Source organism: Methylobacterium sp. Leaf117 (genome assembly GCF_001422985.1).
In the GTDB taxonomy this organism is placed as follows: domain Bacteria; phylum Pseudomonadota; class Alphaproteobacteria; order Rhizobiales; family Beijerinckiaceae; genus Methylobacterium.
Map to the genome: position 1 here is coordinate 751,229 of NZ_LMNL01000034.1, position 24,730 is coordinate 775,958.

The 24,730-nt window shown below is 71.6% G+C and carries 26 protein-coding genes; 11 read left to right on the top strand and 15 right to left on the bottom strand.

The window, feature by feature from the left end; translation table 11 throughout:
* Positions 1-11: 11 nt before the first annotated feature.
* From ASF57_RS18120 to ASF57_RS18145, 6 genes are all read right to left on the bottom strand, one after another.
* Positions 12-941: a VWA domain-containing protein gene (locus tag ASF57_RS18120; RefSeq protein WP_056485631.1), complete on the bottom strand. Its 930-nt coding sequence runs from the start codon at positions 939-941 to the stop codon at positions 12-14.
* Complete coding sequence (locus ASF57_RS18125) at positions 938-1,996, bottom strand: VWA domain-containing protein (protein ID WP_156376232.1); 1,059 nt, start codon at positions 1,994-1,996, stop codon at positions 938-940. Before ASF57_RS18125 ends, ASF57_RS18120 begins: the two co-directional genes overlap by 4 nt.
* 6 nt (positions 1,997-2,002) lie before the next feature.
* Positions 2,003-2,461 carry a DUF4381 family protein gene (locus tag ASF57_RS18130; protein ID WP_056485635.1) on the bottom strand — a complete coding sequence of 153 codons (459 nt, stop codon included), beginning with the start codon at positions 2,459-2,461 and terminating at the stop codon, positions 2,003-2,005.
* 30 nt (positions 2,462-2,491) lie between these two features.
* The gene (locus tag ASF57_RS18135) at positions 2,492-3,367 is read right to left on the bottom strand and encodes a DUF58 domain-containing protein (RefSeq protein ID WP_156376233.1); all 876 of its coding nucleotides are present in this window, start codon (positions 3,365-3,367) and stop codon (positions 2,492-2,494) included.
* A 95-nt stretch (positions 3,368-3,462) separates the two neighbouring features.
* Positions 3,463-4,473: an AAA family ATPase gene (locus ASF57_RS18140; RefSeq protein WP_056485642.1), complete on the bottom strand. Its 1,011-nt coding sequence runs from the start codon at positions 4,471-4,473 to the stop codon at positions 3,463-3,465.
* Positions 4,474-4,859: 386 nt separating this feature from the next.
* Complete coding sequence (locus tag ASF57_RS18145) at positions 4,860-5,120, bottom strand: hypothetical protein (RefSeq protein WP_056485646.1); 261 nt, start codon at positions 5,118-5,120, stop codon at positions 4,860-4,862.
* 142 nt (positions 5,121-5,262) lie between these two features.
* Between ASF57_RS18145 and ASF57_RS18150 the strand changes: the two genes are divergently transcribed.
* The 5 genes from ASF57_RS18150 (at position 5,263) to ASF57_RS18170 (ending at position 10,708) form a co-directional block, all read left to right on the top strand.
* Entirely contained in the window at positions 5,263-6,177 is a 915-nt protein-coding gene (locus tag ASF57_RS18150) for an alpha/beta hydrolase (RefSeq protein WP_056485649.1), read from the top strand.
* A 374-nt stretch (positions 6,178-6,551) separates the two neighbouring features.
* Positions 6,552-8,243: a methyl-accepting chemotaxis protein gene (locus tag ASF57_RS18155; protein WP_056485652.1), complete on the top strand. Its 1,692-nt coding sequence runs from the start codon at positions 6,552-6,554 to the stop codon at positions 8,241-8,243.
* 165 nt (positions 8,244-8,408) lie between these two features.
* Positions 8,409-9,110 carry an orotate phosphoribosyltransferase gene (locus ASF57_RS18160; RefSeq protein WP_056187596.1) on the top strand — a complete coding sequence of 234 codons (702 nt, stop codon included), beginning with the start codon at positions 8,409-8,411 and terminating at the stop codon, positions 9,108-9,110.
* 58 nt (positions 9,111-9,168) lie between these two features.
* A complete protein-coding gene (locus ASF57_RS18165) occupies positions 9,169-9,885 on the top strand; it encodes an MgtC/SapB family protein (RefSeq protein WP_056187599.1) in 717 nt (238 codons plus the stop codon).
* A 139-nt stretch (positions 9,886-10,024) separates the two neighbouring features.
* Positions 10,025-10,708 carry an SDR family oxidoreductase gene (locus tag ASF57_RS18170; protein ID WP_056485656.1) on the top strand — a complete coding sequence of 228 codons (684 nt, stop codon included), beginning with the start codon at positions 10,025-10,027 and terminating at the stop codon, positions 10,706-10,708.
* 15 nt (positions 10,709-10,723) lie between these two features.
* Here ASF57_RS18170 and ASF57_RS18175 read toward each other — a convergent pair whose 3' ends face one another.
* Entirely contained in the window at positions 10,724-11,086 is a 363-nt protein-coding gene (locus ASF57_RS18175; RefSeq protein WP_056485661.1) for a hypothetical protein, read from the bottom strand.
* 271 nt (positions 11,087-11,357) lie between these two features.
* On the opposite strand from ASF57_RS18175, the gene ASF57_RS18180 reads away from it, so the two are divergent.
* The gene (locus ASF57_RS18180) at positions 11,358-12,221 is read left to right on the top strand and encodes an NlpC/P60 family protein (RefSeq protein WP_056486165.1); all 864 of its coding nucleotides are present in this window, start codon (positions 11,358-11,360) and stop codon (positions 12,219-12,221) included.
* On the opposite strand, the gene ASF57_RS18185 is transcribed toward ASF57_RS18180, so the two are convergent.
* Genes ASF57_RS18185 through ASF57_RS18200 form a run of 4 tightly spaced genes read right to left on the bottom strand, consistent with a single transcriptional unit; the run spans position 12,199 to position 15,011 of the window.
* The gene (locus ASF57_RS18185) at positions 12,199-12,660 is read right to left on the bottom strand and encodes a low molecular weight phosphatase family protein (RefSeq protein WP_056187609.1); all 462 of its coding nucleotides are present in this window, start codon (positions 12,658-12,660) and stop codon (positions 12,199-12,201) included. The two genes, ASF57_RS18180 and ASF57_RS18185, sit on opposite strands and share 23 nt — an antisense overlap.
* A gap of 56 nt (positions 12,661-12,716) precedes the next feature.
* Positions 12,717-13,214, bottom strand: coding sequence for a UPF0262 family protein (locus tag ASF57_RS18190; RefSeq protein ID WP_056187612.1), 498 nt, complete (start codon positions 13,212-13,214; stop codon positions 12,717-12,719).
* 7 nt (positions 13,215-13,221) lie between these two features.
* Positions 13,222-14,517, bottom strand: a complete 1,296-nt coding sequence (hisD, locus tag ASF57_RS18195; RefSeq protein ID WP_056485664.1) for a histidinol dehydrogenase — start codon at positions 14,515-14,517, stop codon at positions 13,222-13,224.
* On the bottom strand, positions 14,517-15,011 hold the full coding sequence (locus tag ASF57_RS18200; RefSeq protein WP_056485667.1) for a DUF2948 family protein: 495 nt from the start codon (positions 15,009-15,011) through the stop codon (positions 14,517-14,519). Before ASF57_RS18200 ends, hisD begins: the two co-directional genes overlap by 1 nt.
* A gap of 330 nt (positions 15,012-15,341) precedes the next feature.
* On the opposite strand from ASF57_RS18200, the gene ASF57_RS18205 reads away from it, so the two are divergent.
* Both ASF57_RS18205 and ASF57_RS18210 read left to right on the top strand, forming a co-directional pair.
* Positions 15,342-16,415, top strand: coding sequence for a glycosyltransferase family A protein (locus tag ASF57_RS18205; protein ID WP_244477023.1), 1,074 nt, complete (start codon positions 15,342-15,344; stop codon positions 16,413-16,415).
* 101 nt (positions 16,416-16,516) lie between these two features.
* Positions 16,517-16,852, top strand: coding sequence for a hypothetical protein (locus ASF57_RS18210; protein ID WP_244476996.1), 336 nt, complete (start codon positions 16,517-16,519; stop codon positions 16,850-16,852).
* A gap of 43 nt (positions 16,853-16,895) precedes the next feature.
* On the opposite strand, the gene murA is transcribed toward ASF57_RS18210, so the two are convergent.
* The gene (murA, locus tag ASF57_RS18215; RefSeq protein WP_056187622.1) at positions 16,896-18,185 is read right to left on the bottom strand and encodes a UDP-N-acetylglucosamine 1-carboxyvinyltransferase; all 1,290 of its coding nucleotides are present in this window, start codon (positions 18,183-18,185) and stop codon (positions 16,896-16,898) included.
* A 158-nt stretch (positions 18,186-18,343) separates the two neighbouring features.
* Positions 18,344-18,535: a hypothetical protein gene (locus ASF57_RS18220; protein WP_056485671.1), complete on the bottom strand. Its 192-nt coding sequence runs from the start codon at positions 18,533-18,535 to the stop codon at positions 18,344-18,346.
* Positions 18,536-18,909: 374 nt separating this feature from the next.
* On the opposite strand from ASF57_RS18220, the gene hemA reads away from it, so the two are divergent.
* On the top strand, positions 18,910-20,304 hold the full coding sequence (gene hemA, locus ASF57_RS18225) for a 5-aminolevulinate synthase (RefSeq protein ID WP_082504160.1): 1,395 nt from the start codon (positions 18,910-18,912) through the stop codon (positions 20,302-20,304).
* Positions 20,305-20,314: 10 nt separating this feature from the next.
* Here the strand turns inward: hemA and ASF57_RS18230 are convergent, their stop codons facing one another.
* Positions 20,315-20,848 carry a TspO/MBR family protein gene (locus tag ASF57_RS18230; RefSeq protein WP_056485674.1) on the bottom strand — a complete coding sequence of 178 codons (534 nt, stop codon included), beginning with the start codon at positions 20,846-20,848 and terminating at the stop codon, positions 20,315-20,317.
* A 144-nt stretch (positions 20,849-20,992) separates the two neighbouring features.
* Here ASF57_RS18230 and ASF57_RS18235 point away from each other — a divergent pair, with 144 nt between their 5' ends.
* Both ASF57_RS18235 and ASF57_RS18240 read left to right on the top strand, forming a co-directional pair.
* On the top strand, positions 20,993-22,174 hold the full coding sequence (locus tag ASF57_RS18235; protein ID WP_056485678.1) for an aminotransferase class I/II-fold pyridoxal phosphate-dependent enzyme: 1,182 nt from the start codon (positions 20,993-20,995) through the stop codon (positions 22,172-22,174).
* A 71-nt stretch (positions 22,175-22,245) separates the two neighbouring features.
* Positions 22,246-22,668 (top strand): hypothetical protein, encoded by a 423-nt coding sequence (locus ASF57_RS18240; protein ID WP_056187637.1) that lies wholly within the window; start codon positions 22,246-22,248, stop codon positions 22,666-22,668.
* A gap of 4 nt (positions 22,669-22,672) precedes the next feature.
* Here the strand turns inward: ASF57_RS18240 and mdoH are convergent, their stop codons facing one another.
* A complete protein-coding gene (gene mdoH / locus ASF57_RS18245; RefSeq protein WP_056485681.1) occupies positions 22,673-24,571 on the bottom strand; it encodes a glucans biosynthesis glucosyltransferase MdoH in 1,899 nt (632 codons plus the stop codon).
* Positions 24,572-24,730 lie beyond the last annotated feature (159 nt).

Genomic DNA, 24,730 nt, shown 5'->3' on the forward strand with positions numbered 1-24,730 from the left:
GGCGCTCCTCATCAGGCGGCCCTCCGGAACAGGACGAGGGCCGGCAGCAGCGCCAGCAGCACGAGCCAGCGCCCGAGATCGGCGAAGGCCAGCACGGTGTAGCCGCCGGCGGCGAGGTGCTGCGCCGTGCTGACGCCGACCGCATCGAGCACGGGGGCGGGCTGGTCGAGGACGGCGAAGCGCCCGGCGCCCGCATCGGCGAGGCGTTCGAGAGCGCCCCGGTCGGGTTTCGGCGAGCCTGTCGGCAGGCCGGGTCCGGCGGGCACGAACACACCGTGCAGGTGCCAGCCCTTCGCCCGGATCGCGGTCGCCTCCCGCAGGGCGGCGTCGCCGATGCCGTCGCCGTCGGTGACCAGGACCACGTCGCCCGCGATCACGCCGGCCTCCTCCAGGGTGCGGCGGGCCAGCGCCAGCCCGCGCTCGGGATGGGTGCCCCGGTCGGGCACGGTGTCGCCGTCGAGGGCGAACAGGGTCGAGGACAGGGCGTCGCGGTCGGTGGTCGGCGGGGCGGCGAGGTAGCTGTCTCCGGCATAGACCACCACGGCGACGCTGCGGGTCCCGGCCGCCTCGGCCACGCTCTGGGCGATCTGGCGCACATCCTTGAGGTGCCCGCCCTCCGCGATGGAGCGCGACAGGTCGACCACCACCACGGTGGCGTCGAGGTTGCGGAAGGTGGCGGCGTCCGGGCGCTCGACGGCGGGGCCGGTCAGCGCCAGGGCGATCAGGCCGGCCGCGAGGGCTGCGGCGAGGTTCGCCTGTCGGCGTCCGCCCAGCACCGCGCCGCGCTTGGCGAGGAGCGCCATCAGGGCGGGATCGACGGCCCGGGTCCAGTCGCCGAGCGGCGCCGAGCGCCAGGCGGCGCGCAGCGCCAGGGCGGCGACGAAGGGGATCGCCACCAGCCACCAGGGGCGTAGGACCGCGATGGTGTCGAGGACGCTCATGCGGTCCGCCGCGACGCGAGGAGGCCGGCCGCCGCCAGGAAGGCGAGGGCGGCGGGCCAGGGCCAGAGGTCTTTGCGCAGGGGAACCGGCGGGGCCTTGGCGCGACCGCCCTCGATCTGATCGATCGCCTCCGCCATGGCCATGAGATCGTCGGTGGTTTTCACGCGAAACATCCGGCCGCCGGTGAGGTCGGCGATGTCCCGCAGGGTTTCGGTGTCGACCACGTCCTGCTCGCCGTCGGCATTCGAGAGGTCGCGGGGGCCGAGCGCGATGGTGTGGACCCGGATGCCGAGTTCCTTGGCGAGGCCGGCGACATCGCGGGGGGTGGTCTGGCCGGCATTGTTGGCGCCGTCCGTCATCAGGATCACCACTTTGGCAGTGGCCTGCGGCGCGCCCTCAGCCTGCGGCACGCCTCCCGCCTGTGGCACGCCCCCGGCCTCGGCCCCCGTCGGGCTCAGGCGCTTCAGGGCGAGGCCGAGGCCGTCGCCGATGCCGGTGGAGCGGCCGACGAGGCCGATGGTCGCCTCGTCCAGGGCGCGGGCGACCGTGGCGGTGTCGAAGCTCGGGCTGGCGGCGACGTAGGATTCGTTGGCGAAGATGACGAGACCGATGCGGTCGCCGGCCCGGCGGCGGATGAAGTCGGTGCCGACGCGCTTGACCGCGGCGAGCCGGGTCACGGTCTGGCCGTCGAGGGCGAAGTCGCGCCGCTCCATCGAGCCGGAGAGGTCCATCGCCAGCATGATCTCGCGGCCTGAGGCCGGAAGGGCGGTGGCCGGCAGGACGAGGCGGGGGCCGGCCAGGGCGACCACGAGGGCGCTCCACAGGGTCCAGATCAGGACGGCGCGACCCCGACCGCGCGCCGCGATGCTCTCGCCCCGCGCGGCCTCGGCCACCAGGGAGGCCGGCACCCGCAGGGCGCCGCTCGATCCCACCCGCTCGGCCGGCATCAACCGCGCGGCCAGCAGCGGCAGGGGCAGCAGCAGCAGGGCATAGGGACTCGCGAGGTCGAAGGCGGAGGCGAGGGCGGTGAGCCCTTGTGGCAAAAGTCCCGTCATCATGGCTCAGGCCCCGATCCGGGCGAACAGGCGGGCCAGTTCGGCATCCACCGGCCCGGGCTCGGGCGCGCCGCGCTGGTAGAGCCCGTCGGTGAAGATGCAGCCGGCGCCGGCGCTGAAGAAGGTCGTGGCGAAGAGGCGGTCGAGGGTGGCGGCCCAGGCGGCCCCCTGCGCGTCCGCCGCCGCATCGCCCTGGAGCGTCCGGGCGAGGCGGCGAAGCAACTGGGCCTGGGCCACGCGGCGGCTCTCCGGCGGCAGGGCATTGGCGGCGGCGAGTTCGCGCAAGGCGGCCCGCCGCACCGAACCGCGCCGCCGGGCGCGCAACCAGCGCAGCAGGCCGAAGGCGAGGGCGGCCGTGAACCCGAGCGCGATGGCGAGCATCACGGCGCCCTGCGCGGCCCCGGTTTCGGCGGGCAGGTGCAGGCCGCGCAACTGGTCGAGGCTCGGAGCGGCGTCGGAGTTCACGCGGTGATCCCCTGATTCACGTGAAACACGTCAGAGCACCGCATCAAGGCGCTCCATCAGCGGGGCGTAGGCTTCGGGGCCGGCTTCCACGTCGAGGCGCAGGCCCTCGATGCCGCGCCGGGCATAGGCGACGAGGCGCGCATCCGCGCTCGGCGGCGCGTCGGCGCTCTTCCGTGCCGTGTCGGCCCGGCTCGCCTGGACGGTGCCGCGCCGGCCGTCCGGCGTGGCGAAGGGGTAGAAGCCGGGCGGGCGGGCGCGCTCGAAGGCATCGCTGACCAGGACGAGGCGAATCGATAGGCGTTCGGCCATGATGGTCAGGAGATGGTCGAAATCGGCGCCCGGCGTATCGAGGGCGCTGCCGATGACGAGGTGGCCACCCGAGGGCAGCAGGCTCTGGGCGAGGGTGAGCGCCGCCGCCAGGGGCGGATCCGCGCCGCCGGCCTCCGACAGGGCACGGGCATGGGCCAGCGCCAGGGCGCCGGTGATCGCCGTCATGGCCCGCTCGCCGCCGGCCGGGCGCACCACCACGGGCTCGCCGGCCCCCACGGCCACGAGGCCGATGCGGCCGCCGTCGCCGACGATGCGCCAGCCGAGCAGCACCAGGGCCTCGGCCGCCGCCACCGAGCGGAGCGCCCGCCTGGTGCCGAACAGCATCGAGGGCCGGAGATCGACGAGGAGCACCACGGCGCGGTCGCGCTCGTCGTGGTGGGTGCGCACGTGCAGGATGCCGGTGCGGGCGGTGGCGTTGCGATCGATGTGGCGGCGGTCGTCGCCCTCGGACCACAGGCGCACGTCGTCCGGCTCCGAGCCGCGCCCGCGCCGCCGGGTCACGATCCCGCCGGGCAGGCCCGCGAGGGTCCGGGTGGCCGGGCCGGTGCCGCGCCGGGCGAGGTGGCGCAGGCCCATCAGCGCCTCGCCGGAGAGGTGGATGCCCGGCGCCAGCAGCGGGTCGGTGTCCGACCGGGCGGCGGGGGCCGGGCTCGGGACAGACATCGTCGCGCTCAGAGCGCCCGCACCCGCTGGACGAGGCCGCGGATGATGCCCCGCGCCGTCTGGCCCTCGGCCGCGGCGCGCCAGGTCAGGCCGATGCGGTGCGCCAGCGCGTCGGCGGCCAGATCCGCCACATCCTCCGGGATGACGTGGTCGCGGCCGCGCAGATAGGCTCGCGCCTTGCCGGCGAGCATCAGCGCCAGCGTGCCGCGCGGCGAGGCCGGATGCTCGATGGCGGCGCGCAGGTCCGGGGCCGCCGCATCGGTGCGGGTGCCGGCGACCAGGCGCACGAGGTAGTCCTTGAGCGCCGGGGAGACGTAGACGTTCAGGGCTGCCTCGCGGGCAGCCCGGATCTCCGCCACCGAGAGCCGCACCGGCATGGCCTCGGCGTGGTGGTTCAATTCGCCCTCGACGAGATCGAGGATGCGGCGCTCGGCGGCCTCGTCCGGCATCTCCACCAGGACGTGGAGGAGGAAGCGGTCGAGCTGCGCCTCGGGCAGGGGAAAGGTACCCGCGTGCTCGATCGGGTTCTGGGTCGCCACCACCATGAACGGGTCGGGCAGGGCGTGGGTGTGGCCCGAGACCGTGATCTGCCCCTCCGCCATCGCCTCGAGCAGGGCCGATTGCACCTTCGGGGGCGCGCGGTTCACCTCGTCGACGAGGACGAGAGAGTGGAACAGGGGGCCGGGCAGGAATTCGAAATCGCCGGCATCCTGGCGCCACACCGTGGTGCCGGTGAGATCGGCCGGCATCAGGTCGGGAGTGCACTGAATGCGGGCGAAGCTGCCGTCGAGCCCGTCCGACAGGCGTTTGACCGCGCGGGTCTTGGCAAGGCCGGGGGCGCCCTCGATGAGGAGATGACCGCCGGTGAGGAGGCCGATCAGCAGGCGCTCCACCATCGCGTCGGCGCCGATGAGCCCGTGCAGCAGGCCGTCGCGCAGGGCGAGGATGCGCCCGCGCAGGGCGGCATCCACGGGCGGAGCGCCGGACGCCGGACGCTCGGCGAGGATCGCGCCGCTCATGCGGACAACGCCGCTGGTGCGAGCAGGCTCGCGTCGATCGGACGAATCGCCCGGATCGTCTGGGGGGCAGGAACGGTGGGCCGATCCATGCGCGTCTCCTCGGTGGCTTTTTTGGATGCGAATTCTTGAGCGATCCGCAGTCTTCGGGTGTGCCCGCTGCGCGGGGCGGGCGTCAATCCCGCGCCGACCTCCACGAGGCCGCAGGCTTGCCTGAGGCTGCAGGCTTGCCCGAGGCCGCAGGCTTGCTCCGGGGTTGTCCGGTCGAACGCCCCGTTTCGGGCACGATCCGGTCCGGAGCCTCGCCTGTCCGGACTTGCTTGCCCTGACTCGCCAGCCGAGACTTGCTTGCCCAGCCTTGCCCGCGGGATTCGCCCGTCCAGGCTGGATCAGAGCTTCTTCGACATCGGGGCCATGCCGTGGGGGCCCATGCGGTGGCCGGCCATGCCTTCGCAGCAGCAGGCGGCCTTCTTGGCCCGGGACGGTTTCATGCCACCCGCGCGCAGATCCATCTTGTTGCTCTTGCCGCACATCATGCCGGCGCCGCCGCCGCAGCAACCCGCAGCCTGGGCGGGGACGAAGCTGGCAAGCGCGAGGCCGGCGGCCAGAACGAACGGAGTCAGACAGGTCGGCAGCGAATAGGTCGGCATCGGCGAAAATCCTGTTGGTCAGCAGTGAAGCGGTGGATGGAACCGGAGAACCGCCTGCTTCTAACAGAATCGTCACCGGCCGTGACTGCGAACCGTTGGCTCGGGGCGCGCGTTCCCCCGGCCCCTGCCGGAGGCGCCTCCCGTGACCACGGATCTGTTCCCCACCTTCGTGTCCCGTTGGATCGACATCCCGGCCGGGCGCTTCTTCGCACGCGTCGGCGGGCCGGAGGAGGCGCCGCCGGTGCTGCTGCTCCACGGTTTTCCGCAGAGCCACGCCTGCTGGCATCGGATCGCCCCGGCGCTCGCCGAGCGCCGCCGCGTCGTCTGCCTCGACCTCAAGGGCTACGGCTGGTCTAGCGCGCCCGAGGGCGATCCGCGTCACGAGGCCTACGCCAAGCGCACCCTCGGGGCCGAAATGGTGGCCGTGATGGAAGCCCTCGGCCACGTCCACTTCGCCCTCGTGGGGCACGACCGGGGCGCCCGCATCGGCTACCGTCTCGCCCTCGACGAACCCGGCCGGATCGCCCGGTTGGCACTCCTCGACATCCTGCCGACGCTGGTCCAGTGGGAGCGGATCGAGGCCGACCCCCCCAAACCCTCGCCGCGCACATCCTCGCACTGGCAGTTTCTGGCCGAGCCGGCACCGGGCCCCGAGCAGGCCATCGGCCGGGATGCGAATGCCTATTTCGAGGGACTCCTGCGGGATTGGAGCGGGGACACATCCCTGCGGGCCTTCGCGCCCGCCGCCCTGCACCTCTACCGGCAGGCCTGGGGCGTGCCCGAGCGCATCCACGCCTTCTGCGAGGATTACCGGGCGGGAGCCACCCGTGACCGCGAGGCCGACCTCGCCGATCTCGCGGCCGGCCGGCACCTCGCCTGCCCGACCCTGATCCTCACCGGCGACGGCTATCTCGATCGCAGCACCGAGACGCCGCTCGCCGCCTGGCAGCGGACCTTCGCGCCGAAGGCCGTCGCGACCGAGATCGCCTCCGGCCACTTCCTGGCCGAGGAGAACCCCGCCGCGACCCTGGCCGCCCTCCAGACCTTCCTGGACTGAGGGCGCACGGGCGTGATGTCCGGCGACCAAGTGCCGGCCGATCAAGTGTCCAGCGGAACGAGGTCGGCGATCCGAAGTCGTCATAACGGCTCGAACCTCATCCCCAAATTTTCGGTCCTCGACCCGGCGCGAGCTGAGCGGAAACCCTCGGCAACATGGCAGGATAAGGAACCGGAAAAAATCACGCTGCGTGACTGAGCAAGGTCTGAATGCTTCGGAGGTACAACCAAGCGGACGCATAAGATTCATCAATGCATCGAATTTCGGTTTCGTTAACGCTTGTTTCAGCGAACTATCACAGAACCGTGAGAGGAGCGCCGCGTCACCGAGAGGCCGATCATGGTCCCGCGACGGCGTCATCCACGGGGGTTGCGATGCGCGCGTTCAACGATCTCAAGCTGATGGCAAAGCTCGCCATTCCCAGCTTGGTCCTCATCCTGGTGGCGGTGGGCCTGGTGGCCCTGGCGCGCTCCAGCCTGGCGACGTTGGACCAGAACACGACACAGATCATCGAGGTGCGCGCCACGCGGCTCTTCCTGGCCCAGAGACTGGCCCTGGCCATCGACGAAGCGGTGATTGCGGAGAAGAACGCCATCATCGAGACCGACGAGACCCTGATGAAGACGGAGTTCGACCACTATCAGGCGAACCAGAAAACCGCTTCCGAGACCCTCGAGCGCCTGATCGCCCTGGCCGATACGCCGGAGCGCCGGACCATCCTCACGGGAGTTCGAGCCGACCTCCAGCGCTTCTTCACCGCCGCCGAGCGCTCGGTCACCCTGGGGCTCCGCAACGAGAACGAGGCCGCCGCCCGCATCTCGAAGCAGGAGGTCCGGCCGGCCCGGATCAAGCTCACCGAGAGCGTGGCGACGCGCGTCGCCTCCAACCTGCGCGATCTCGATGCCGCCAAGCAGGACGCGACCGAGACGGCGCAGAGCGCCACCCGCACCCTCATCCTCACCGCCACCATCGGCCTCGGCGTCGCGGTCGGCCTGCTGGCCCTCATCACGCTCTACGGCGTCATCCGCCCACTCGCAGGCATGACGGCGGCGATGGAACGCCTGGCGGCCGGAGACCACGCGGTGGCGGTGGCGGGCCTCGAACGGCGGGACGAGGTCGGCCTCCTCGCCCGGTCGCTCCAGGTGTTCAAGGACAATGCCGTGGAGGCCCGGCGTCTCGCGGCCGCGCAGGCGGCGGAGGACGAGGCCAAGATGCGCCGGGCCCAGCGCCTCGACGCCCTCACCCAGGCCTTCGAGCGCAACGTCTCGACCCTGACCCAGGCGCTGGCGGGCGCCGCCACCGAGATGGAGGCCACCGCGCAATCCATGAGCAGCGTCGCCGGCCAGACCAACCAGCAGACCGTGATCGTCGCCGGCGCCGCCGAGGAGACCTCCGCCAACGTCCAGACCGTGGCCGCCGCCAGCGAGGAGATGTCGGCCTCGGTGCAGGAGATCGTGCAGCAGGTGAGCCTGTCGGCGCGCATCGCCAGTCAGGCGGTGGAGAACGCCCAGCGCACCGACGCGACCGTGCGGCGGCTGGCCGGCACCACGGAGCGGATCGGCGCCTTCGTCGACGTGATCTCCAGCATCGCGGCCCAGACCAACCTGCTGGCGCTGAACGCCACCATCGAGGCGGCGCGGGCCGGCGAGGCCGGGCGCGGCTTCGCGGTGGTCGCCTCCGAGGTGAAGGAACTGGCCGGCCAGACCGCCAAGGCCACCGGGGAGATCGGCGAGCGCATCACAGAGATCCGCAGTGCGACCCATGAGGCGGTGGCCGACATCGAGACGATCAGCCGGATCATCGCCGAGATGTCGACCTATGCCGGCTCCATCGCCGCCGCCATGGAGGAGCAGGGGGCCGCGACCCAGGAGATCACCCGCAACGTCCAAGAGGCGGCGCGCGGCACCGAGGAGGTGACCGTCAACATCGCGGGCGTGCGCGACGGGGCCGGCCAGACCGGTGCAGCCGCCTCCCAGGTGCTCAGCGCCGCCCAGGAACTGGCGCGGCACTCGGAGAGCCTGACCCGCGAGGTCGGCGGCTTCCTGGCCGACGTGAAGGCGGCCTGACGGCACCTCCAGGGCGTCACCCCTCTCCGGAGGCGGCGTACATCTCCAGGGTTGACGCCCTTGGCGGTTGGCGGGAAGGAGAACCCATCCTTCAGACGGATGCGCGGCCCCGCCCGGAGGCGGGACGGGGCCGCGCCCGCCGCCCGCACGAGAGCGAACCCGCGCATGACGACCTCCTTCCTGCCGATCGACCGCGCCGTGATCGCCCGCGAGGCGGCCAAGATGCTGCTCGAGATCAAGGCGGTGCATTTCTACCAGGACACGCCCTTCACCTTCACGTCGGGCTGGGCGAGCCCGGTCTACATCGACTGCCGCAAGATCATCTCGTATCCGCGCCTCCGCTCGACGCTGAACGATTTCGCCGCCGCCACCATCGTGCGCGACATCGGCTACGAGTCGATCACCCACGTGGCCGGCGGCGAGACCGCCGGCATCCCGTTCGCCGCCTGGATTTCCGACCGGCTGATGCTGCCAATGCAGTACGTGCGCAAGAAGGCCAAGGGTTTCGGCCGCAACGCCCAGATCGAGGGCGAGGTGGTGGAGGGCGCCCGGACCCTGCTGGTGGAGGATCTGGCCACCGACGGGCGCAGCAAGGCGCTATTCTGCAAGGCCCTGCGCGACGCGGGCGCCCAGGTCGACCACTGCTTCGTGATGTTCTTCTACGACATCTTCCCCAACAGCCGTCAGGCGATGGCCGATCTCGGCATTCAGCTGCACTACCTCACCACCTGGTGGGACGTGCTGGCGGTGGCCAAGGAGAGCGGCCACTTCGACCCGAAGGTGCTGGCCGAGGTCGAGAGCTTCCTGCACGAGCCGGCCAAGTGGTCGGCGGCGCATGGGGGCATCTCGGACTATCCGCAGGCGTGATCCGCTGGGCGGATCGCCTTGTCATGGTGCCGTCACGGGACACCGTCAGGGCAGCGCGATGAGTTCCATCCTGTCCGGGCCGCTGCCCGAAGCGGTCAATTCGGCGATCAGCCTCATCGTGGCCTTCGGGCTCGGCACCCTGATCGGGGCTGAGCGGCAATATCGCCAGCGCACGGCGGGCCTGCGCACCAACGTCCTGGTGGCGGTGGGGGCGGCGGCCTTCGTCGATCTCGGCATGCGTCTCGAAGGGGCCGCCGGCGGCACCCGCACGGTGGCCTATGTGATCTCGGGCGTCGGCTTCCTCGGCGCCGGCGTGATCATGAAGGAGGGCATGAACGTCCGCGGGCTCAACACCGCCGCGACCCTGTGGTGCTCGGCGGCCGTGGGCGCCTTCGCGGGCGCCGACTTCCCCCTCGAGGCGGCCTTCGTCACGGCGGCCGTGCTCGCCGGCAACACCCTGCTGCGGCCCCTCGTCAACGCCATCAATCGCGCGCCCATCGACGAAAGCCAGACCGAGGCCACCTACGAGGTTCAGGTGACCGTGGCGGCGGACGGTGCCGGCCCGGCCCGCGACCTGCTGGTCGAGCGCCTGGAGGCGGCAAAGTACCCGGTCGGCGGCATCGAGGTGGTGGAGCGCGGCGAGGACACCGTCGAGGTGGTGGCGACCCTGGTGGCGACGGCGGTGACGTCCGCCGAACTCGACGCCGTGGTGGCGGCCCTGGAGCGGATGCCCGGTATCGAGCACGCCACCTGGTCGGTGCAGACGGCGGATTGATCGCTCAGGTGCGCCGGCACACCTCGGCGCGGGCGGCCCGGATTGCCGGAACCGCTCATCCGTCCAACCTCCTCCGCTGAGGGTCGGGCGGCCCGGCCCGAGGGCGGCGCGCCCGTCCGCGAACCAGGGACACGATCACATGGCATCCCAGAAGAACGCGCTCATCGTCGGGGCCTCGCGCGGCCTCGGCCTCGGCCTCGTCGAAACCTTCCTGCAGCGGGGCTGGCGGGTGACCGCGACTCAGCGCTCCGCTTCCCCGGGCCTCGCGGCGCTGGCCGACGACGCTCTGACGATCGAGACCGCGGACATCGACGACGATGCCGCCGTGGCGGCCCTGCATGACCGCCTCGCCGGCCAGAGCTTCGACTTGGTCTTCGTGGTGGCGGGCGTGGCGACGCAGGCGCACGATCCGGCCCATGCCGTGCCGCGTGACGTGGCCGCCCAGGTCTACCTGACCAACGCGATCAGCCCGGTGCGCTTCGCCGAAGTCTTCCTCGACCGGCTGGCTCCGAAGGGTCTCGTCGCCTTCATGAGCTCAATCCTCGGCAGCGTCGGCCTCAACGAATCCGGTGGCTGGGAGACCTACCGGGCGAGCAAGGCCGCCCTCAACACCCTGGCGCGCAGCTTCGAGATCCGCCATCGCGAAACGGGGTTCGGCGTGCTGCTGCTGCATCCGGGCTGGGTCCGCACCGAGATGGGCGGAGCCGATGCCGACATCGACGTCGCCACCAGCGTCACCGGCATGGCCGACGTGATCGCGGCCCGGCTCGGCCGAACCGGGACGGCCTATCTCGACTACACCGGCAAGACGCTCGACTGGTAGCCTCTCACGCCGCGATCAGGGGCGTCCGATCGGCGGACGCCCGCGACGCTCGATGATGACTGGCGGCCGGCGGCGCTCGACGATGACGGTGCGGGGGGCCCGGTTCGGGCTCGCCGCCGTGAAGATGCGTTCCGGCATACGCTCGGGCATCCGTTCCACCTTGGCCTGGGCTGCGGCGACCACGTGCTCGCGCACCGCGTCGAGGGGCAGGCCGATCAGGCCGGCGGCGATCTCGACTTGCTGTTCGATGTCGTCGGCGAGATCCTGTGCGGCGGCGACCGCCTCGGGGATCGTCGGCGGCTCGCGCCGCACGCGGATCGGCGGCAGATCCTGGAAGGATTTCGAGGTCTTCTTCACGGCGCGACTCGCTGGGGGCATGCGCCGACTGTAATCCCGATTTGCCGGTTTGTGCAGTGCACACATTTGCGGGCGCCCCGTGCGTTTCCTGCAGTGGGACGCATCGCGCGGCAACTGGATGGATTTTCGATCAGGGATCCGGGTTCGGCGCAGACGGAGCGGCCTCCCGAGACGCAGGTTGCCGACCGGACAGGCAGTTTCCAGCGTCACCATGACGCAGACGGGGTGATCGCCGCGTCGGCGGTTGCGACGGGTCGAACCCCGGGAGATAGTCGCGCCCATGCCGACCGCCCTGCTCGACCTGTCCGACCCGCGCCTCGTCCCGGCCCGGCCCGAGATCGCCGATATCCGCCTGCAAGGCCGCGTCGACGCCGCCCGCTACGTGGTCGGCGAAGCGCGCAGCGTCGTTGTGCCGGCCGCGCCGCTGACGCGGGCGCCGCGCTTCGATGCCGGTCTCGAGACCGAGGCCGTGATGGGCGACGCGGTCACCTTCTACGGGGCCGACGAGGGCTTCGCCTTCGTCCAGCTCGCCCATGACGGCTATGTCGGCTACCTGCCGGAGGCGGCCCTCGGACCCGTCGGGGGGCCGACCCACCGCGTCACCGCCCTGCGCAGCTTCCTGTATCCCGGACCCGACCTGAAGCTGCCCGCCACCGGCTACCTGACGCTCGGCGCCCGCGTCCAGGTCCAGGACTCGGTCGGCGACTACCATCGCCTCGCGACCGGGGGCTTCGTGTTCGCCGGACATTGCACGGCAGCCGATGTCCTGGAGCCCGACTACGCCGGCACCGCCGAGCGCCTCGTCGGCACGCCCTATCTCTGGGGCGGACGCACCAGCCTCGGACTCGACTGCTCGGGCCTCGTCCAGCTCTGCCTGACGCTGGCGGGGATCGCGGCGCCGCGGGACGCCGACCAGCAGGAGCGCGGGCTCGGCGAGCCGCTCGCCCCGGACGTCGACGGGCTCCGGCGCGGCGACGTCGTGTTCTGGCGCGGCCATGTGGGGCTGATGCTCGACGCCACCCGCCTCATCCACGCCAACGGCCACCACATGGCGGTGGCGGTGGAGCCCCTCGCCGAGGCCGTCGCCCGCATCCGGGAGAAGAGTTTCGGGCCGGTGACGTCGATCCGGCGGCTCACCCCTTCAGCCGCATCTTGATCCGGTAGACCAGGCCGTCGCGGACGTCGCGGTAGGCGTCCAGGCGCTGCTCGCGGGTGCCGTCCTGGATGTGGGTCGGGTCGGGGGTCGGCCAGTACTCGACCTCGACCGCGTTGGTACGGGTCAGTTCCAGGGCGGCGTGGTGGGCTTCGGGCGCCAGGGTGATGATGAGGTCGAAGTTCAGGCCCTCCCATTCCTCGAGCTGGGCCAGGGTGCGCGGCTTGTGGCGCGCGGCATCGATGCCGATCTCGTCCAGCGCCGCCACCATGAACGGGTCGGCGGGCTCGCCCGAGCGGACGCCGGCCGATTGCACGTAGATCGACTTGCCGAAGTAGTGGCGTGCGATGGCTTCCGCCGCGAGCGAACGCACGGCGTTGAAGTTGCACATGAACAGGGCCGACTGCACGCGCGTCTTCTTCGGGCCGGTCGCGTCCGCCATCCGGTCTTCTTCTCAGCCTCGCGCTTCGAGAGGGGGCGCCGCTCGGGCCTCGCGGGTCACGACTTCCAGTGCAAGGCGAAGACCAGGGTGAACAGGCGCCGCGCGGTATCGTGGTCGAGGTCGACCTTGCCCTCCAGGCGCTGGCGCAGCAGGTCGGAGGCCTCGTTGTGCAGACCGCGCCGGCCCATGTCGATCGCCTCGATCTGGGTAGGCGAGGCGGTGCGGATGGCGTTGTAATAGCTCTCGCAGATCATCTCGTAGTCGCGGATCACCCGGCGGAACGGGGTCAGCGACAGCAGGTGGGTCATCACGGGCTCGCCGTCCTCGCGCTTGATGACGAGGGCGAGCTTGCTCTCCACCAGGCCGAGGGTGAGGGCGTAGGGGCCCTCGCGCCCGGGAATCGTGAAGCTGTTGTCCTCCAGGATGTCGAAGATCGCGATGGCGCGCTCATGCTCCTGATCCGGGTTGCCCCGGCCGATCGACTCCTCGTCGAGGGTCACCACCGCGAGGCGGTGAGGCGATTGGGGCTCGCTGGATTTGGCCGCACCGGACATCGCACCCTCACAGGTTCAGGCGGATCGCCACCGAGCGGGCGTGACCCTCCAGGCCCTCCGACCGTCCGAGGGCGATGGCCGCAGGCCCCAGCGCCCGGAGGGCCGCCGGGTCGCAGCGCAGGATCGTGGTGCGCTTCATGAAGTCGAGCACGCCGAGCCCGGAGGAGAACCGCGCCGAGCGGGCGGTGGGCAGGACGTGGTTGGGGCCGCCGACATAGTCGCCGATGGCCTCCGGGGTGTGCGAGCCGAGGAAGATCGCGCCCGCGTTGCGCACCTTGGCGGCGAGCCCCTCGGCATCCTGCGTCTCGATCTCGAGGTGCTCGGGGGCGAGCCGGTCGACCAGCGGCACCGCCTCGTCGAAGTCCCGCACCACCACGATCGCGCCATAGTCGCGCCAGCTCGCCCGCGCGATGTCGGCCCGCGGCAGGGTTCCGAGCGCCCGCTCCACCGCCTCGGCGACGTCGCCGGCGAGCGTCTCCGAATCCGTGATCAGGATCGATTGGGCCGCGGTGTCGTGCTCGGCCTGGGCCAGGAGATCGGCCGCCACCCAATCGGGATTGGCGTGCGCGTCGGCCAGGATCAGCACCTCGGAGGGACCGGCGATCATGTCGATGCCGACCTGCCCGAACACCCGGCGCTTGGCCGCCGCCACCCAGGCATTCCCGGGGCCGACGATCTTGGCCACGGGGGCGATGGTCTCGGTGCCGTAGGCGAGCGCCGCCACGGCCTGGGCGCCGCCGATCCGGTAGACTTCGTCGACGCCGGCGAGCTGCGCGGCGGCGAGCACCAGCGGGTTCATCGTGCCCTCCGGCATCGGCACCACCATGACGACGCGCGGCACCCCGGCGACGCGGGCGGGAATCGCGTTCATCAGCACCGAGGAGGGATAGCTCGCGGTGCCACCAGGGACGTAGAGGCCGACGGATTCCAGTGCCGTCCAGCGCCAGCCGGCGGTGACCCCCAGGCTGTCGGTGGCGCTGTGGTCGGCGGGCACCTGGGCGGCGTGGAACGCCTCGATCCGGGCGGCGGCGAAGCGCAGGGCCTCCAGGGCCTCGGGCGGGCAGGCCGCGACGGCGGCCTCGATCTCGGCCGGGGTGACGCGCAGGGACGCGACGGTGAAGTCCTCGCCGAGCCGGTCGAAACGGCGGGTGTAGTCGACGAGCGCATCGTCGCCGCCCGCGACCACGCCCGCGATGATGCCGCGCACGGTCTCGTCGACATCCTCCGAGATCTCGCGCTTGACGCTGAGCAGACGCGCGAAGGCGGCGGCGAAGTCGCCGTCGCGGGAATCGAGACGGACCATCAGGTGTTTCCTTCTCGGGCCTGTCCCGCTGGAGCCTGTCCCGCGATCGCGGCGCGCCCGGCGACCACGGCTTCGTGGTCGGGACGCCCCTCGACCTCCCAGACCGGACCGAGATCCTTCAACTGGACCTCGATGCATTCGAGTTCGAGCTGGATTGCCGCGCCGCCGGCGAAGACCAGGGTGGCGATGCCGGACGGCGCCTCGGTCGGCGCGAAGGTGATGGCGAGGAGTTCGAGGGGCGTCTCGGCATCCGCACCGGGCGTGATGCCGCGGGTGCGCACCTTCAGCACCCGCTCGAAATGGATGCCGGTCAGGCGGCGGCGCGGCGGCGCACCGTCCTCCGCCGACCAGTCGAAGCGGCGCGCCACCAGGACGAACCGATGCTGCGCGCTGAGATAGGCGAGGTCGCTCCCCTTCAGGATCGCGTCCTGCAGGTGGGCGGAGATGACGCCCAGATCTTCGGCGTCGAGGGCAGCGAGCCTGAGAAGCTCCATGATCGGGTGTCGCGCTCCTGTCGGTGGGCCGGCCCGGTGCGGGTTCGGCCGCTCGCGGTGTGGGAGCCGTAGGTAGCGAGGCGACCCGCCCACGGCAACTGGCGGCTCGGAACTCTGCCATTGTCCCGCTTGCCGGACCTGCTAGGGACGCGTCGCTGCCCCGGCTCCGTGTCGGTGTCGGCGAACGGAGTTTTGACCGTGTCTCTTCCCCCTCTGACCGAGGCCGCCGGCACCCCGGGTCAAGCCAAACTTTCCGGGCAAGCCAAACTTTCCGGGCAAGCCAAACTTTCCGGGCAAGCCGAACCTTCCGGGCACTTCACCGGTCCCGCCCTGGTAGCGCCGGGTGCGGTCATCGCCATCCCGGTGCGCAACGAGGCCGAGCGCATCGCGGCCTGCCTGCGGGCCATCGACGCTCAGACCGGCATCCCACCGGGAAGCCTCGGCGTCGTGCTGTTTCTCAACAACTGCACCGATGCCACGGAGGCGATCGTGGCCGATCTCGTGCCGCGGATGTCGATGCCGGTCCGCGTCACCCATGTGACGTATGCGGGCGCCCATGCGGGCTGGGCCCGGCGCGAGGCGATGAACCGGGCGGCCGATTGGCTCGGGGCGGACGGCATGATCCTCTCGACCGATGCCGACAGCCGGGTTCCGCCGGACTGGGTCGCGCGCAACCGGGCCGCCCTCGACCGGGGCGCCGATGCGGTGGCGGGCCGCATCGCGCTCGATGCGGACGAGCGCGCCCTGCTGCCGCCCTCCCTGCATTGGCGCGGAGACCGGGAGGACATCTACAGCGATCTCCTCACCGAGGCCGAGGCGCGCATCGACCCCGATCCGCACGATCCCTGGCCCTGCCACCGCACCACCATCGGCGCCACCTTGAGCGTCAGCGTCGCGGCCTACCGGGCGGTGGGGGGCATGCCGGCGATCGCGCTCGGCGAGGATGGCGCCTTCGTGGCGCTGCTGCTCGCCCAGGGGCTGCATGTCCGGCACGATCCGGCCATTCTGGTCACGGTCTCGGGGCGCCTCGTGGGACGGGCGCCGGGCGGCGTCGCCGACACCATCCGGGCGCGCTGCGAGAAGCCCGACAGCCTGTGCGACGCCCGCCTCGAATCGGTACCGCGGGCCCTGTTCCGCTACGCCTGGCGCCGCCGGCTGCGCCGGCTGCACGCGGCGGGCCGGCTCGGCACCGAGCGCGGCTGGGCCAAGGCCCTGCGGATCACCGAGGCGGAGGCCGCCCGCGTCGCGGCCCATCCCCTGGCGGGCCACGCGGTGGCCGAGGCCGAGCGTACCAGCCCGCGCCTGGTCCACCGGCCCCTCGGCCCGCGGCAATTGCCCGGCCAGATCCGGCTCGCCCGGGCGGTGCTCCCGGCGGTGCGCCTGGTCACCCGGTTCCTCGGCTGACATGCCCCTTTTTCCGATCACCGCAGGTCCTCAGGCGGCGTTCAGCCCGGGGTCGCTTAGATCGGGGAGCAACGAGACGGACCATCCGAGGGGATCACGCCATGACCCGCAAGACCATACAGACGACGATCCTCGCCCTCGCCACCGCGGCGACGTTCGGCCCGGGCCTCGGGATCGTCGCGGCGCAGGCGCAATATTACGGCGACCACGATCGTCCCCATCGCTACGAGCGCCGCTACGACGAGGATCGCTACGAGCGCCGGCGCTACGACGAGGACCGTTACGACCGGCGACCGCGCGGCTACGGCGGCGAGGGCTTCGGACGCCTCTGCCTGACCCAGCGCGGCAACTGCATCACCCGCCCGCAGCCCTACGGCTCCCGCTGCGGCTGCGACATCCCCGGTTTCGGGCGCAAGCACGGCGAGATCGGCGGCTGATCCGCCCGGCTCTCCGCCCCGAGCGGGCGGSGAGCCGGTCCCGTCAGCTGCGGACGCGGGTGATCTCCGCGCCGCAGCGGGCGAGCTTGGCCTCCAGGGCCTCGAAGCCGCGGTCGAGGTGGTAGACCCGGTTGATGCTGGTCTCGCCCTCGGCCGCGAGCCCTGCGATCACGAGGGAGACCGAGGCGCGCAGATCGGTCGCCATCACGGGCGCGCCCTTCAGGCGCTCGACGCCCTCGACGATGGCCAGATCACCTTCGAGGCGGATCTTGGCGCCGAGGCGGGCCAGCTCCTGGACGTGCATGAAGCGGTTCTCGAAGATGGTCTCGCGGATGTTCGACTGGCCCTTGGCCAGCGTCATCAGCGCCATGAACTGCGCCTGCAGGTCTGTGGGGAAACCCGGGAACGGATCGGTGGTGATGTCGACGGCGGCGATGCCGCCACCGTTGCGGCGGATGCGGATCGTGTCGGTGCCGGAGGTGATCTCGGCGCCCGTGGTCGAGAGCACGTCGAGGGCCGAATGCAGCAGGTCGGCACGGGTGTTCTCCAGGGTGACGTCACCCCCGGTCATCGCCACCGCCATGGCGTAGGTGCCGGTCTCGATGCGGTCTGGCAGCACGTCGTGGCGGGCGCCGTGCAGGCGCGAGACGCCCTCGATGGTGATGCGCGGCGTGCCGGCGCCCTCGATGCGGGCGCCCATCTTGGTGAGGCAGGCCGCCAGATCGACAACCTCAGGCTCGCGCGCGGCGTTCTCGATCAGGGTCGAGCCGTTGGCGAGCGCCGCCGCCATCAGGGCCACGTGGGTGCCGCCGACCGTGACCTTGGGGAAGTGGATCTCGCCCCCGCGCAGGCCATTCTTGGCCTTGGCGACGACGTAGCCGCCATCGACCTCGACGGTGGCGCCGAGGCGCTCCAGCGCCATCAGCAACAGGTCGACCGGGCGCGTCCCGATGGCGCAGCCGCCCGGCATCGAGACCCGCGCTTCGCCGAAGCGGGCCAGCAGCGGCGCGATCACCCAGAAGCTCGCCCGCATGGTCGAGACCAGCTCGTAGGGCGCCGTGGTGTCGATGACGTTGGAGGCGGTGAGGCGGATGGTCTGGCCGGTCTCGGTGGTCTGGCCCGGGCGCTTGCCCACCACCATGTGGTCGACGCCGTGATTGCCGAGAATGCGCAGGAGCGCGTTGATGTCGGCGAGCCGCGGCACGTTGCCGAGTTCCAGGGTCTCGCCCGTCATCAGGCTGGCGATCATCAGGGGCAAAGCGGCGTTCTTGGCACCCGAGATCGGGATCACGCCGTGCAGCGGGCGGCCGCCGATGATGTTGATGCGGTCCATCGTGTCTACAACCTTGCCTAAATCTTGCCCTCCGGGGGCGCAGGTCGCGCCGCTGATCGGAGACATCGAACGTGAAACCGGGCGGGACGCGCGCCGTCCGCGTGGAAACAGCACCGTTATAGCCAAGTTTTGTCGAAAAGGAGGTTCTGCGCGTCCGATTATGCTTCGCCGCCGGACTCGGGTGTTTCCTCGGGTCCGGAACCGAGCGAACGCCCGCGCACCTGTGCCTTCCGGCGGCGCAGGTTGTCGCGCAGGGCCGCCTTCAGGCGCTCGGCCCGTTGCTCGGCCGCGTTGCGCGGGGTCTTTTTCGTGGCGGCCTGCGTGTCGGCCTGGGATTCGTCGTCCGTCATGCGTCGCAGGGATCCGGTGGAGCGGGATCGGGCGGGGAGGGGCCTAGCGTGGTCCGCGACGCGCCGGGAGGCCCCGCGCGACCCATCGTCGCCACGTCGCTGTGTCGGCTTTGCATCCCCTGGTCGATGGATGCAAACCAGGAATGCGGATGTCGACTTGAACCAATTCCAAGTTCACCTGTATCGTCGCGACCGCGTCGGGGAAACCCGAAGTCAGGGCGAGCGTCGTCAGCAACTCCTTCATGGAGCGTGCGCCAAGCTCGCCACCGAGACCGATTGCATCAAGGGCCCCCCGCACGAGGGTCCGCGTGGAAACGATCCCGCCGGAGGCCGCGATTCCACCGCCGGCCCCTCAGCCCAAGCGTGAAGGACGGATGCCCGTGAACCGCATGCCCGCGACGATCAAGATCAGCGACACCAAGCAGGGAGCGGGCCAGCAGGGAGCGGGCCAGGGAGCGGGCTGTGAGTCCAAGCCCGCGATCACGTCTGCAATCAAGGCTGCGATCAAGACGGGGTCCATCGGTCAGGGCCGGATCGACTACGAGTCGCATTTCCGCACCGCCCTCGACCGCCTGCACAGCGAGCGCCGCTACCGGGTGTTCGCCGATATCGAGCGCATCGCCGGCCGCTTCCCGACCGCGCATTGGCGCAAACCCGATGGCGGCACTTCCGAGATTACGGTCTGGTGTTCCAACGACTACCTCGGCATGGGCCAGCACCCGGACGTGGTCGGCGCCATGACCCGCACGGCCGCCCGCTGCGGCGTCGGCGCAGGCGGCACCCGCAACATCGCCGGCAACAACTCGCCGCTGGTCGACCTGGAGCGCGAGCTGGCCGACCTGCATGGCAAGGAGGCCGGCCTCGTCTTCACCTCGGGCTACGTCTCGAACCAGTCCGGCATCTCGACGATCGCCAAGCTGATCCCGAACTGCCTGATCCTGTCGGATGCCTTCAACCACAACTCGATGATCGAGGGCGTGCGCCATTCGGGCTGCGAGAAGCGGGTCTTCCGCCACAACGACCTCAAGCACCTCGAGGAACTGCTGATCGCGGCGGGCGACCGCCCGAAGCTGATCGCCTTCGAGAGCGTCTATTCCATGGACGGCGACGTCTCCGACATCGGCGCGATCTGCGATCTCGCCGACCGCTACGGCGCCATGACCTATCTCGACGAGGTCCATGCGGTCGGCCTCTACGGCCCGCGCGGCGGCGGCATCTCCGAGCGCGACGGGGTGATGCACCGGGTCGACGTGATCGAGGGCACGCTGGCTAAGGGCTTCGGCTGCGTCGGCGGCTACATCACGGGATCTGCGGTCCTGTGCGACGCGGTCCGCAGCCACGCCCCGGGCTTCATCTTCACCACCGCCCTGCCGCCCGCCATCGCGGCGGCCGCCATCGCCTCGGTGCGCTACCTGAAGCGCTCGACCGTCGAGCGCGAGGCGCACCAGCGCCAGGCCGCCCGGACCAAGACCGCCCTGGAGGCCGCCGGTCTGCCGGTGTTGCACACCGACACCCACATCGTGCCCGTGATGGTGGGCGACGCCGAGCTGTGCAAGGCGGCGGCCGATCACCTGCTGGAGCACCACGGCATCTACATCCAGCCGATCAACTACCCCACCGTGCCGCGCGGCACCGAGCGCCTGCGGATCACGCCCTCGCCCTTCCACGACGATGCCCGCATCGCCAAGCTGACGGCGGCGTTGACCGAGACCTGGGACACCCTCGACCTCCCGCGCGCCGGGACGGTGTTCGTCGAAGCGGCCGAGTAGCCGCCGCGCTTCAGTTCAGGCGCCAGATCGCGCCGGTGAGCATGGTCGCGAAGCCGACCCAGGCGGCGTAGGGCACCAGCAGCCACGCCGCGGCCCGGTCGAAGCGCCAGGACAGGCGGATCGTCCAGAGGATCATCACCCACATCGCGGCCGAGACCACCAGGGCGGCGCACAGGGCGTGTGCGGCGAAGAAGGTCGGGGTCCAGGCGGCGTTGAGGGCGAGCTGCACCGCGAAGGCGACCAGCGCCAGCCGCCACGCGCCCCGGGTCGGACCCGTGCGGGGTTTCGCCCCGAGGAGCCGGAAGGCCGAGAGCGCGATCATCCCGTAGAGGATGGTCCAGGCCACCGGGAACGCCCAGTTCGGCGGGTTGAAGGACGGCTTCGTCAGCCCGGCATACCATCCGTCGATATTCGCACCGGTGGCGGACGAGCCGAGCACGGCCGTCAGCACCACCGGCAGGATCGCCACCGCCAGCCGCCACGGCAGGGCAAGGGCGGGCTCGGTGGGAATATGGATCGGCGACGATGCTGGCGCACGGGACATGACGAACGGGATTCCTTGCCTTCGGCGGGGTTCTCGCCCTGAGATGGGGAGAACGCCTTGGAGAGAGACAGACCGCCTTGCCCGCGGTCCGTGCACCGGTCCGCGCCGGCCGGTCAACACAACCCTGACGGACGGACACGCCCCATGTCGGAACCGAACGCACCGAAGCCGCCTTCGGATGCCCCGCCCGCCTTCGCGAAGCGCAGCCTCGCCGCCCAGGCCCTGGGCCGTGTCGACCCGGTGACCCGGGCCGTGGTGGCGCCCCTGCACGTGGCCACCACCTTCCTGCGCGATCCCGACAACGGCTATCGCTCGGGCTTCTCCTACGCCCGCCCCGACAACGCCACGGTGCGGGAGGCGGAGGCCGTGCTGGCGATGCTGGAGGATGCGGCGGCCGGCGCCCTGCTGTTCGGCTCCGGCATGGCGGCGGCCACCGCCGTGTTCACCGCCCTGGAGCCCGGCGACCACGTGGTGGCGCCCCGGGTGATGTACTGGGGCCTGAAGCGCTGGCTCAACGCCGAGATGCCGCGCCGGCGCATCGCGGTCGATTTCGTCGACATGGACGATCTAACGGCCCTGGAGCGGGCGATCCGGCCGGGCGCCACGAAGCTCGTCTGGATCGAGACCCCCGGCAACCCGCTCTGGACCATCACCGACATCGCCGGAGCCGCCCAGCTCGCGCACGCGGCGGGTGCCCGGCTCGCCGTCGATTCCACCGCCGCCTCGCCGATCCACACCCGGCCGCTGACGCTCGGCGCCGACATCGTGATGCACTCGGCCACCAAGATCCTCAACGGCCATTCCGACGTGGTGGCGGGGGTGCTCGCCGGGGCGGTCGCGGACATGTTCTGGGAGCGTCTCGCCGCGATCCGCTCGGGCGGCGGTGCGATTCTCGGCCCGTTCGAGGCCTACCTGCTGATGCGCTCGCTGCGGACCCTTCCCCTGCGGGCGGCGGCGCAGGCCGCCGCGGCGGCCGAACTCGCGCGCCGGCTCCAGGCTCATCCGTGCGTCTCGCACGTGCTCTATCCCGGCCTGCCGGACGATCCCGGCCACGCGGTGGCGGCCCGGCAGATGGAGGGCGGCTTCGGCTTCATGCTGTCGATCCGGGTGCGGGACGGCGAGGGGGCGGCCATTGCGACCGCGGCGCGGGTGCGGCTGTGGAAGCGGGCGACGTCGCTCGGCGGCGTCGAGAGCCTGATAGAGCACCGGGCCTCGGTCGAGGGGCCGGATTCCCCGTGCCCACCGGATCTCCTGCGGCTGTCCTCGGGGATCGAGGCGGTGGACGACCTGTTCGCCGACCTCGACGGGGCCCTCAGGAACACCTGATATTTTCGCGTGGTGCGGGGAACCGGATTCGCGCGTTGGTGCGCAGGATCATCCCGAGAGACCGCTCCACCATGCCGAAGCCTGCCCTCCTCACCGGAGCCTTCGCGCTCCTCCTCCTCGGCGCGCCCGCCCGGGCCGAGACCGGGCCGCCCGAGCTGAACATCGAGAAGACCTGCCGGTCGGCAGCCTCCGCGAGCGTGAGCGACAATGCCAGCCAGGAAGGCTGCCTGCGCTCCGAGCGGGCCTCGCATGACGAGGTCAAGCGCCGCTGGAACGAGTTCACGCCCGCCGCCAAGCGGCAGTGCGAGAAGCAGTTCGAGGCCGGCGGCTTTCCGTCCTACGTCGAGATGGTCACCTGCCTCGAACTGGCCAGCGGCACCGGCCTGCCACGACAGGCCGACGATGCCCGCGCCGGCCAGGGCACCAGCAGCGCCACGAAGGAGCCGAGCCCGGCCCAGCGCACCGACCCGATCAAGGTGCTGGAGAAGCAGTAGCGCCTCAGCTCGAGGAGGCCGGAACCTCGTCGGCGAGCCAAGTCGGTTCGACCCGGCCACGACCGGCCTCGGCCGCTCCGCCCCGGCTCTGCGCCAGGGCGGTGAGTTCGGGCGCGCGGGCCGTGTCGTCCACGGTCAGGAACAGGCGCCGGGCCTGCGAGATCCGGCCAAGTCGGGCGCTGCTGGTCAGCACGCTCTGGGCCGGGCTCGACAGCAGGCCGAGGGCGACCGGCGCCATCCAGAGGGCGAGCCAGGGATCGCCGGCCCAGGCGAGGCCGGCCGTCAGCAGGGCACCCGCCACGAGGGTGTCGACCTGGAGCCGGCACGCCTCCGTCCACGGCACGCGGCGGTCGTCGCGCACCTGCGCGTCCCAGCGCACCACGCGGCCGACGAAGGTGGTGGCGACGGCGCCTGCGGCGAACAGCGTCATCACCGGCCAGAGCAGGACCCAGATCGCCTGTTCGAGGATGGCGCTCTTGAGGAGCGAGGCGGTGCCGCCGAAGGCCGCCCGCCGCTCGGCCGAGGCGAGGACATGGCCGAGGCTCAAGAGCTTCGGCACGGCCAGGATCGTGACCACCAGGGCGGCCAGCGCGTGGGCGGCAGCCCCCGTTCCCGTGAGGCCGTAGCCGAGCAGGCCGAGCTCGCCGGTCCGGGACGCCTGAAGCGTGCCGAGGGCAAGGAACAGCACCCAGAGCGGGCAGGCCATGTAGGACAGGATGCCGACGGCGAGGTGCCAGCGGCTGGCGGGGCGCAGGCCCGGCATCGCCGTGACGCGCAGGTGCTGCATGTTGCCCTGGCACCAGCGGCGTTCGCGCCCGAGGAGGTCGACGAGATTCGTCGGCATCTCTTCCCAGGTGCCGCCCATCTCCGGCAGCAGGCGAACCTCCCAGCCGGCCCGGCGCAGGAGCGCACCCTCGACGATGTCGTGGCACAGGATCTCGCCGCCCAGCGGCGCCTTGCCGGGCAGCACCGGCAGCTCGGCATTGTTGGCGAAGGCCGCGACCCGCACGATCGCGTTGTGGCCCCAGTAGCTCCCGTCCGGCCCCTGCCAGGTCTCCAGGCATCGGATGGAGAGCGGCGCGTAGAGCCGCACGGCGAATTGCTGGATGCGGGCGAACAGGGTGTCGCGCCCGGTGGCGTAGGACACGGTCTGGATCAGGCCGACCCGGGGGCTCTCCTCCATCAGCCGGGCGAGGCGGCGCATGGCGCTGCCGGTCATCAGGCTGTCGGCGTCGAGCACGATCATGAAGTCGTACGCGGACCCGTAGGTCTTGCAGAACTCGGCGATGTTGCCGGCCTTGCGGCCGGCATTGTCGCGGCGCCGGCGATAGCGGACCCGCGGCAGGCCGGGTCCGTTCTGGCGGGTCCAGGCCTCGATGCGGGCGAATTCGTGCTCCTCCACCGCCGCGATGGCGCCGTCCCGCGTGTCGGACAGGACGAAGATGTCGATGTCGCCGCCGGTGCCCCCGGCCTGCTGAAGCGAGCGGGCCATGACCCGCAGGGCCGCGAACACCGCCACGGCGTCCTCGGCGTGGATCGCCACCACGGCGGCGGTGCGGCTCAGGCCCGAGGCCTCCGCCGGGATCGTGAGGGAGCGCCGCTCCAGGGCGGATTTCGCCCGGTCGCCGAAGGCCGTGGCGACGAGGCCGTAGACGTACTGCCAGGCCACGAAGGCCTGCCACGTCATCACGAGGGCGAACAGCCCGAGCACCGCACCGGCGAGGAGGCCGGACGGCGTCCCATAGGCGCCGAGCGCCAGGGCGGTGACAAGGGCACCGAGAGCCAGCGGCGGCAGGGCCAGCAGCAGGCGGCGGCCCAGAAAGGCGGCCGGCGCTTCCGGCCCGATTTCCACCGGCCCCGGGATTTCAGCCGCCGGGGCGTCGTGCGACAACCTGTGGGACATGGGGCGCGGGAAACTCGAAGGAGGGACACCGCGATCCACCACCGGGCACGATGCCGGCAAAGGGGAAGCGATGCGCGATGGCGAGGGTCTCGAAGGATGCGGGGACACCGAGTCCTTCTCGCGGCGGCAGGCCCTGCGAACCACGCTCGGCGTGGCCGT

Excerpts from the sequence above, each read along its gene's own strand:
- ASF57_RS18120 (WP_056485631.1), bottom strand. The coding sequence starts at position 941 with ATGAGCGTCCTCGACACCATCGCGGTCCTACGCCCCTGGTGGCTGGTG.
- ASF57_RS18125 (WP_156376232.1), bottom strand. The coding sequence starts at position 1,996 with ATGACGGGACTTTTGCCACAAGGGCTCACCGCCCTCGCCTCCGCCTTC.
- ASF57_RS18135 (WP_156376233.1), bottom strand. The coding sequence starts at position 3,367 with ATGGGCCTGCGCCACCTCGCCCGGCGCGGCACCGGCCCGGCCACCCGG.
- ASF57_RS18140 (WP_056485642.1), bottom strand. The coding sequence starts at position 4,473 with ATGAGCGGCGCGATCCTCGCCGAGCGTCCGGCGTCCGGCGCTCCGCCC.
- ASF57_RS18145 (WP_056485646.1), bottom strand. The coding sequence starts at position 5,120 with ATGCCGACCTATTCGCTGCCGACCTGTCTGACTCCGTTCGTTCTGGCC.
- ASF57_RS18155 (WP_056485652.1), top strand. The coding sequence starts at position 6,552 with ATGCGCGCGTTCAACGATCTCAAGCTGATGGCAAAGCTCGCCATTCCC.
- ASF57_RS18160 (WP_056187596.1), top strand. The coding sequence starts at position 8,409 with ATGACGACCTCCTTCCTGCCGATCGACCGCGCCGTGATCGCCCGCGAG.
- ASF57_RS18165 (WP_056187599.1), top strand. The coding sequence starts at position 9,169 with ATGAGTTCCATCCTGTCCGGGCCGCTGCCCGAAGCGGTCAATTCGGCG.
- ASF57_RS18170 (WP_056485656.1), top strand. The coding sequence starts at position 10,025 with ATGGCATCCCAGAAGAACGCGCTCATCGTCGGGGCCTCGCGCGGCCTC.
- ASF57_RS18175 (WP_056485661.1), bottom strand. The coding sequence starts at position 11,086 with ATGCCCCCAGCGAGTCGCGCCGTGAAGAAGACCTCGAAATCCTTCCAG.
- ASF57_RS18185 (WP_056187609.1), bottom strand. The coding sequence starts at position 12,660 with ATGGCGGACGCGACCGGCCCGAAGAAGACGCGCGTGCAGTCGGCCCTG.
- ASF57_RS18190 (WP_056187612.1), bottom strand. The coding sequence starts at position 13,214 with ATGTCCGGTGCGGCCAAATCCAGCGAGCCCCAATCGCCTCACCGCCTC.
- hisD (WP_056485664.1), bottom strand. The coding sequence starts at position 14,517 with ATGGTCCGTCTCGATTCCCGCGACGGCGACTTCGCCGCCGCCTTCGCG.
- ASF57_RS18200 (WP_056485667.1), bottom strand. The coding sequence starts at position 15,011 with ATGGAGCTTCTCAGGCTCGCTGCCCTCGACGCCGAAGATCTGGGCGTC.
- ASF57_RS18210 (WP_244476996.1), top strand. The coding sequence starts at position 16,517 with ATGACCCGCAAGACCATACAGACGACGATCCTCGCCCTCGCCACCGCG.
- murA (WP_056187622.1), bottom strand. The coding sequence starts at position 18,185 with ATGGACCGCATCAACATCATCGGCGGCCGCCCGCTGCACGGCGTGATC.
- ASF57_RS18220 (WP_056485671.1), bottom strand. The coding sequence starts at position 18,535 with ATGACGGACGACGAATCCCAGGCCGACACGCAGGCCGCCACGAAAAAG.
- hemA (WP_082504160.1), top strand. The coding sequence starts at position 18,910 with ATGCCCGTGAACCGCATGCCCGCGACGATCAAGATCAGCGACACCAAG.
- ASF57_RS18230 (WP_056485674.1), bottom strand. The coding sequence starts at position 20,848 with ATGTCCCGTGCGCCAGCATCGTCGCCGATCCATATTCCCACCGAGCCC.
- ASF57_RS18235 (WP_056485678.1), top strand. The coding sequence starts at position 20,993 with ATGTCGGAACCGAACGCACCGAAGCCGCCTTCGGATGCCCCGCCCGCC.
- ASF57_RS18240 (WP_056187637.1), top strand. The coding sequence starts at position 22,246 with ATGCCGAAGCCTGCCCTCCTCACCGGAGCCTTCGCGCTCCTCCTCCTC.
- mdoH (WP_056485681.1), bottom strand. The coding sequence starts at position 24,571 with ATGTCCCACAGGTTGTCGCACGACGCCCCGGCGGCTGAAATCCCGGGG.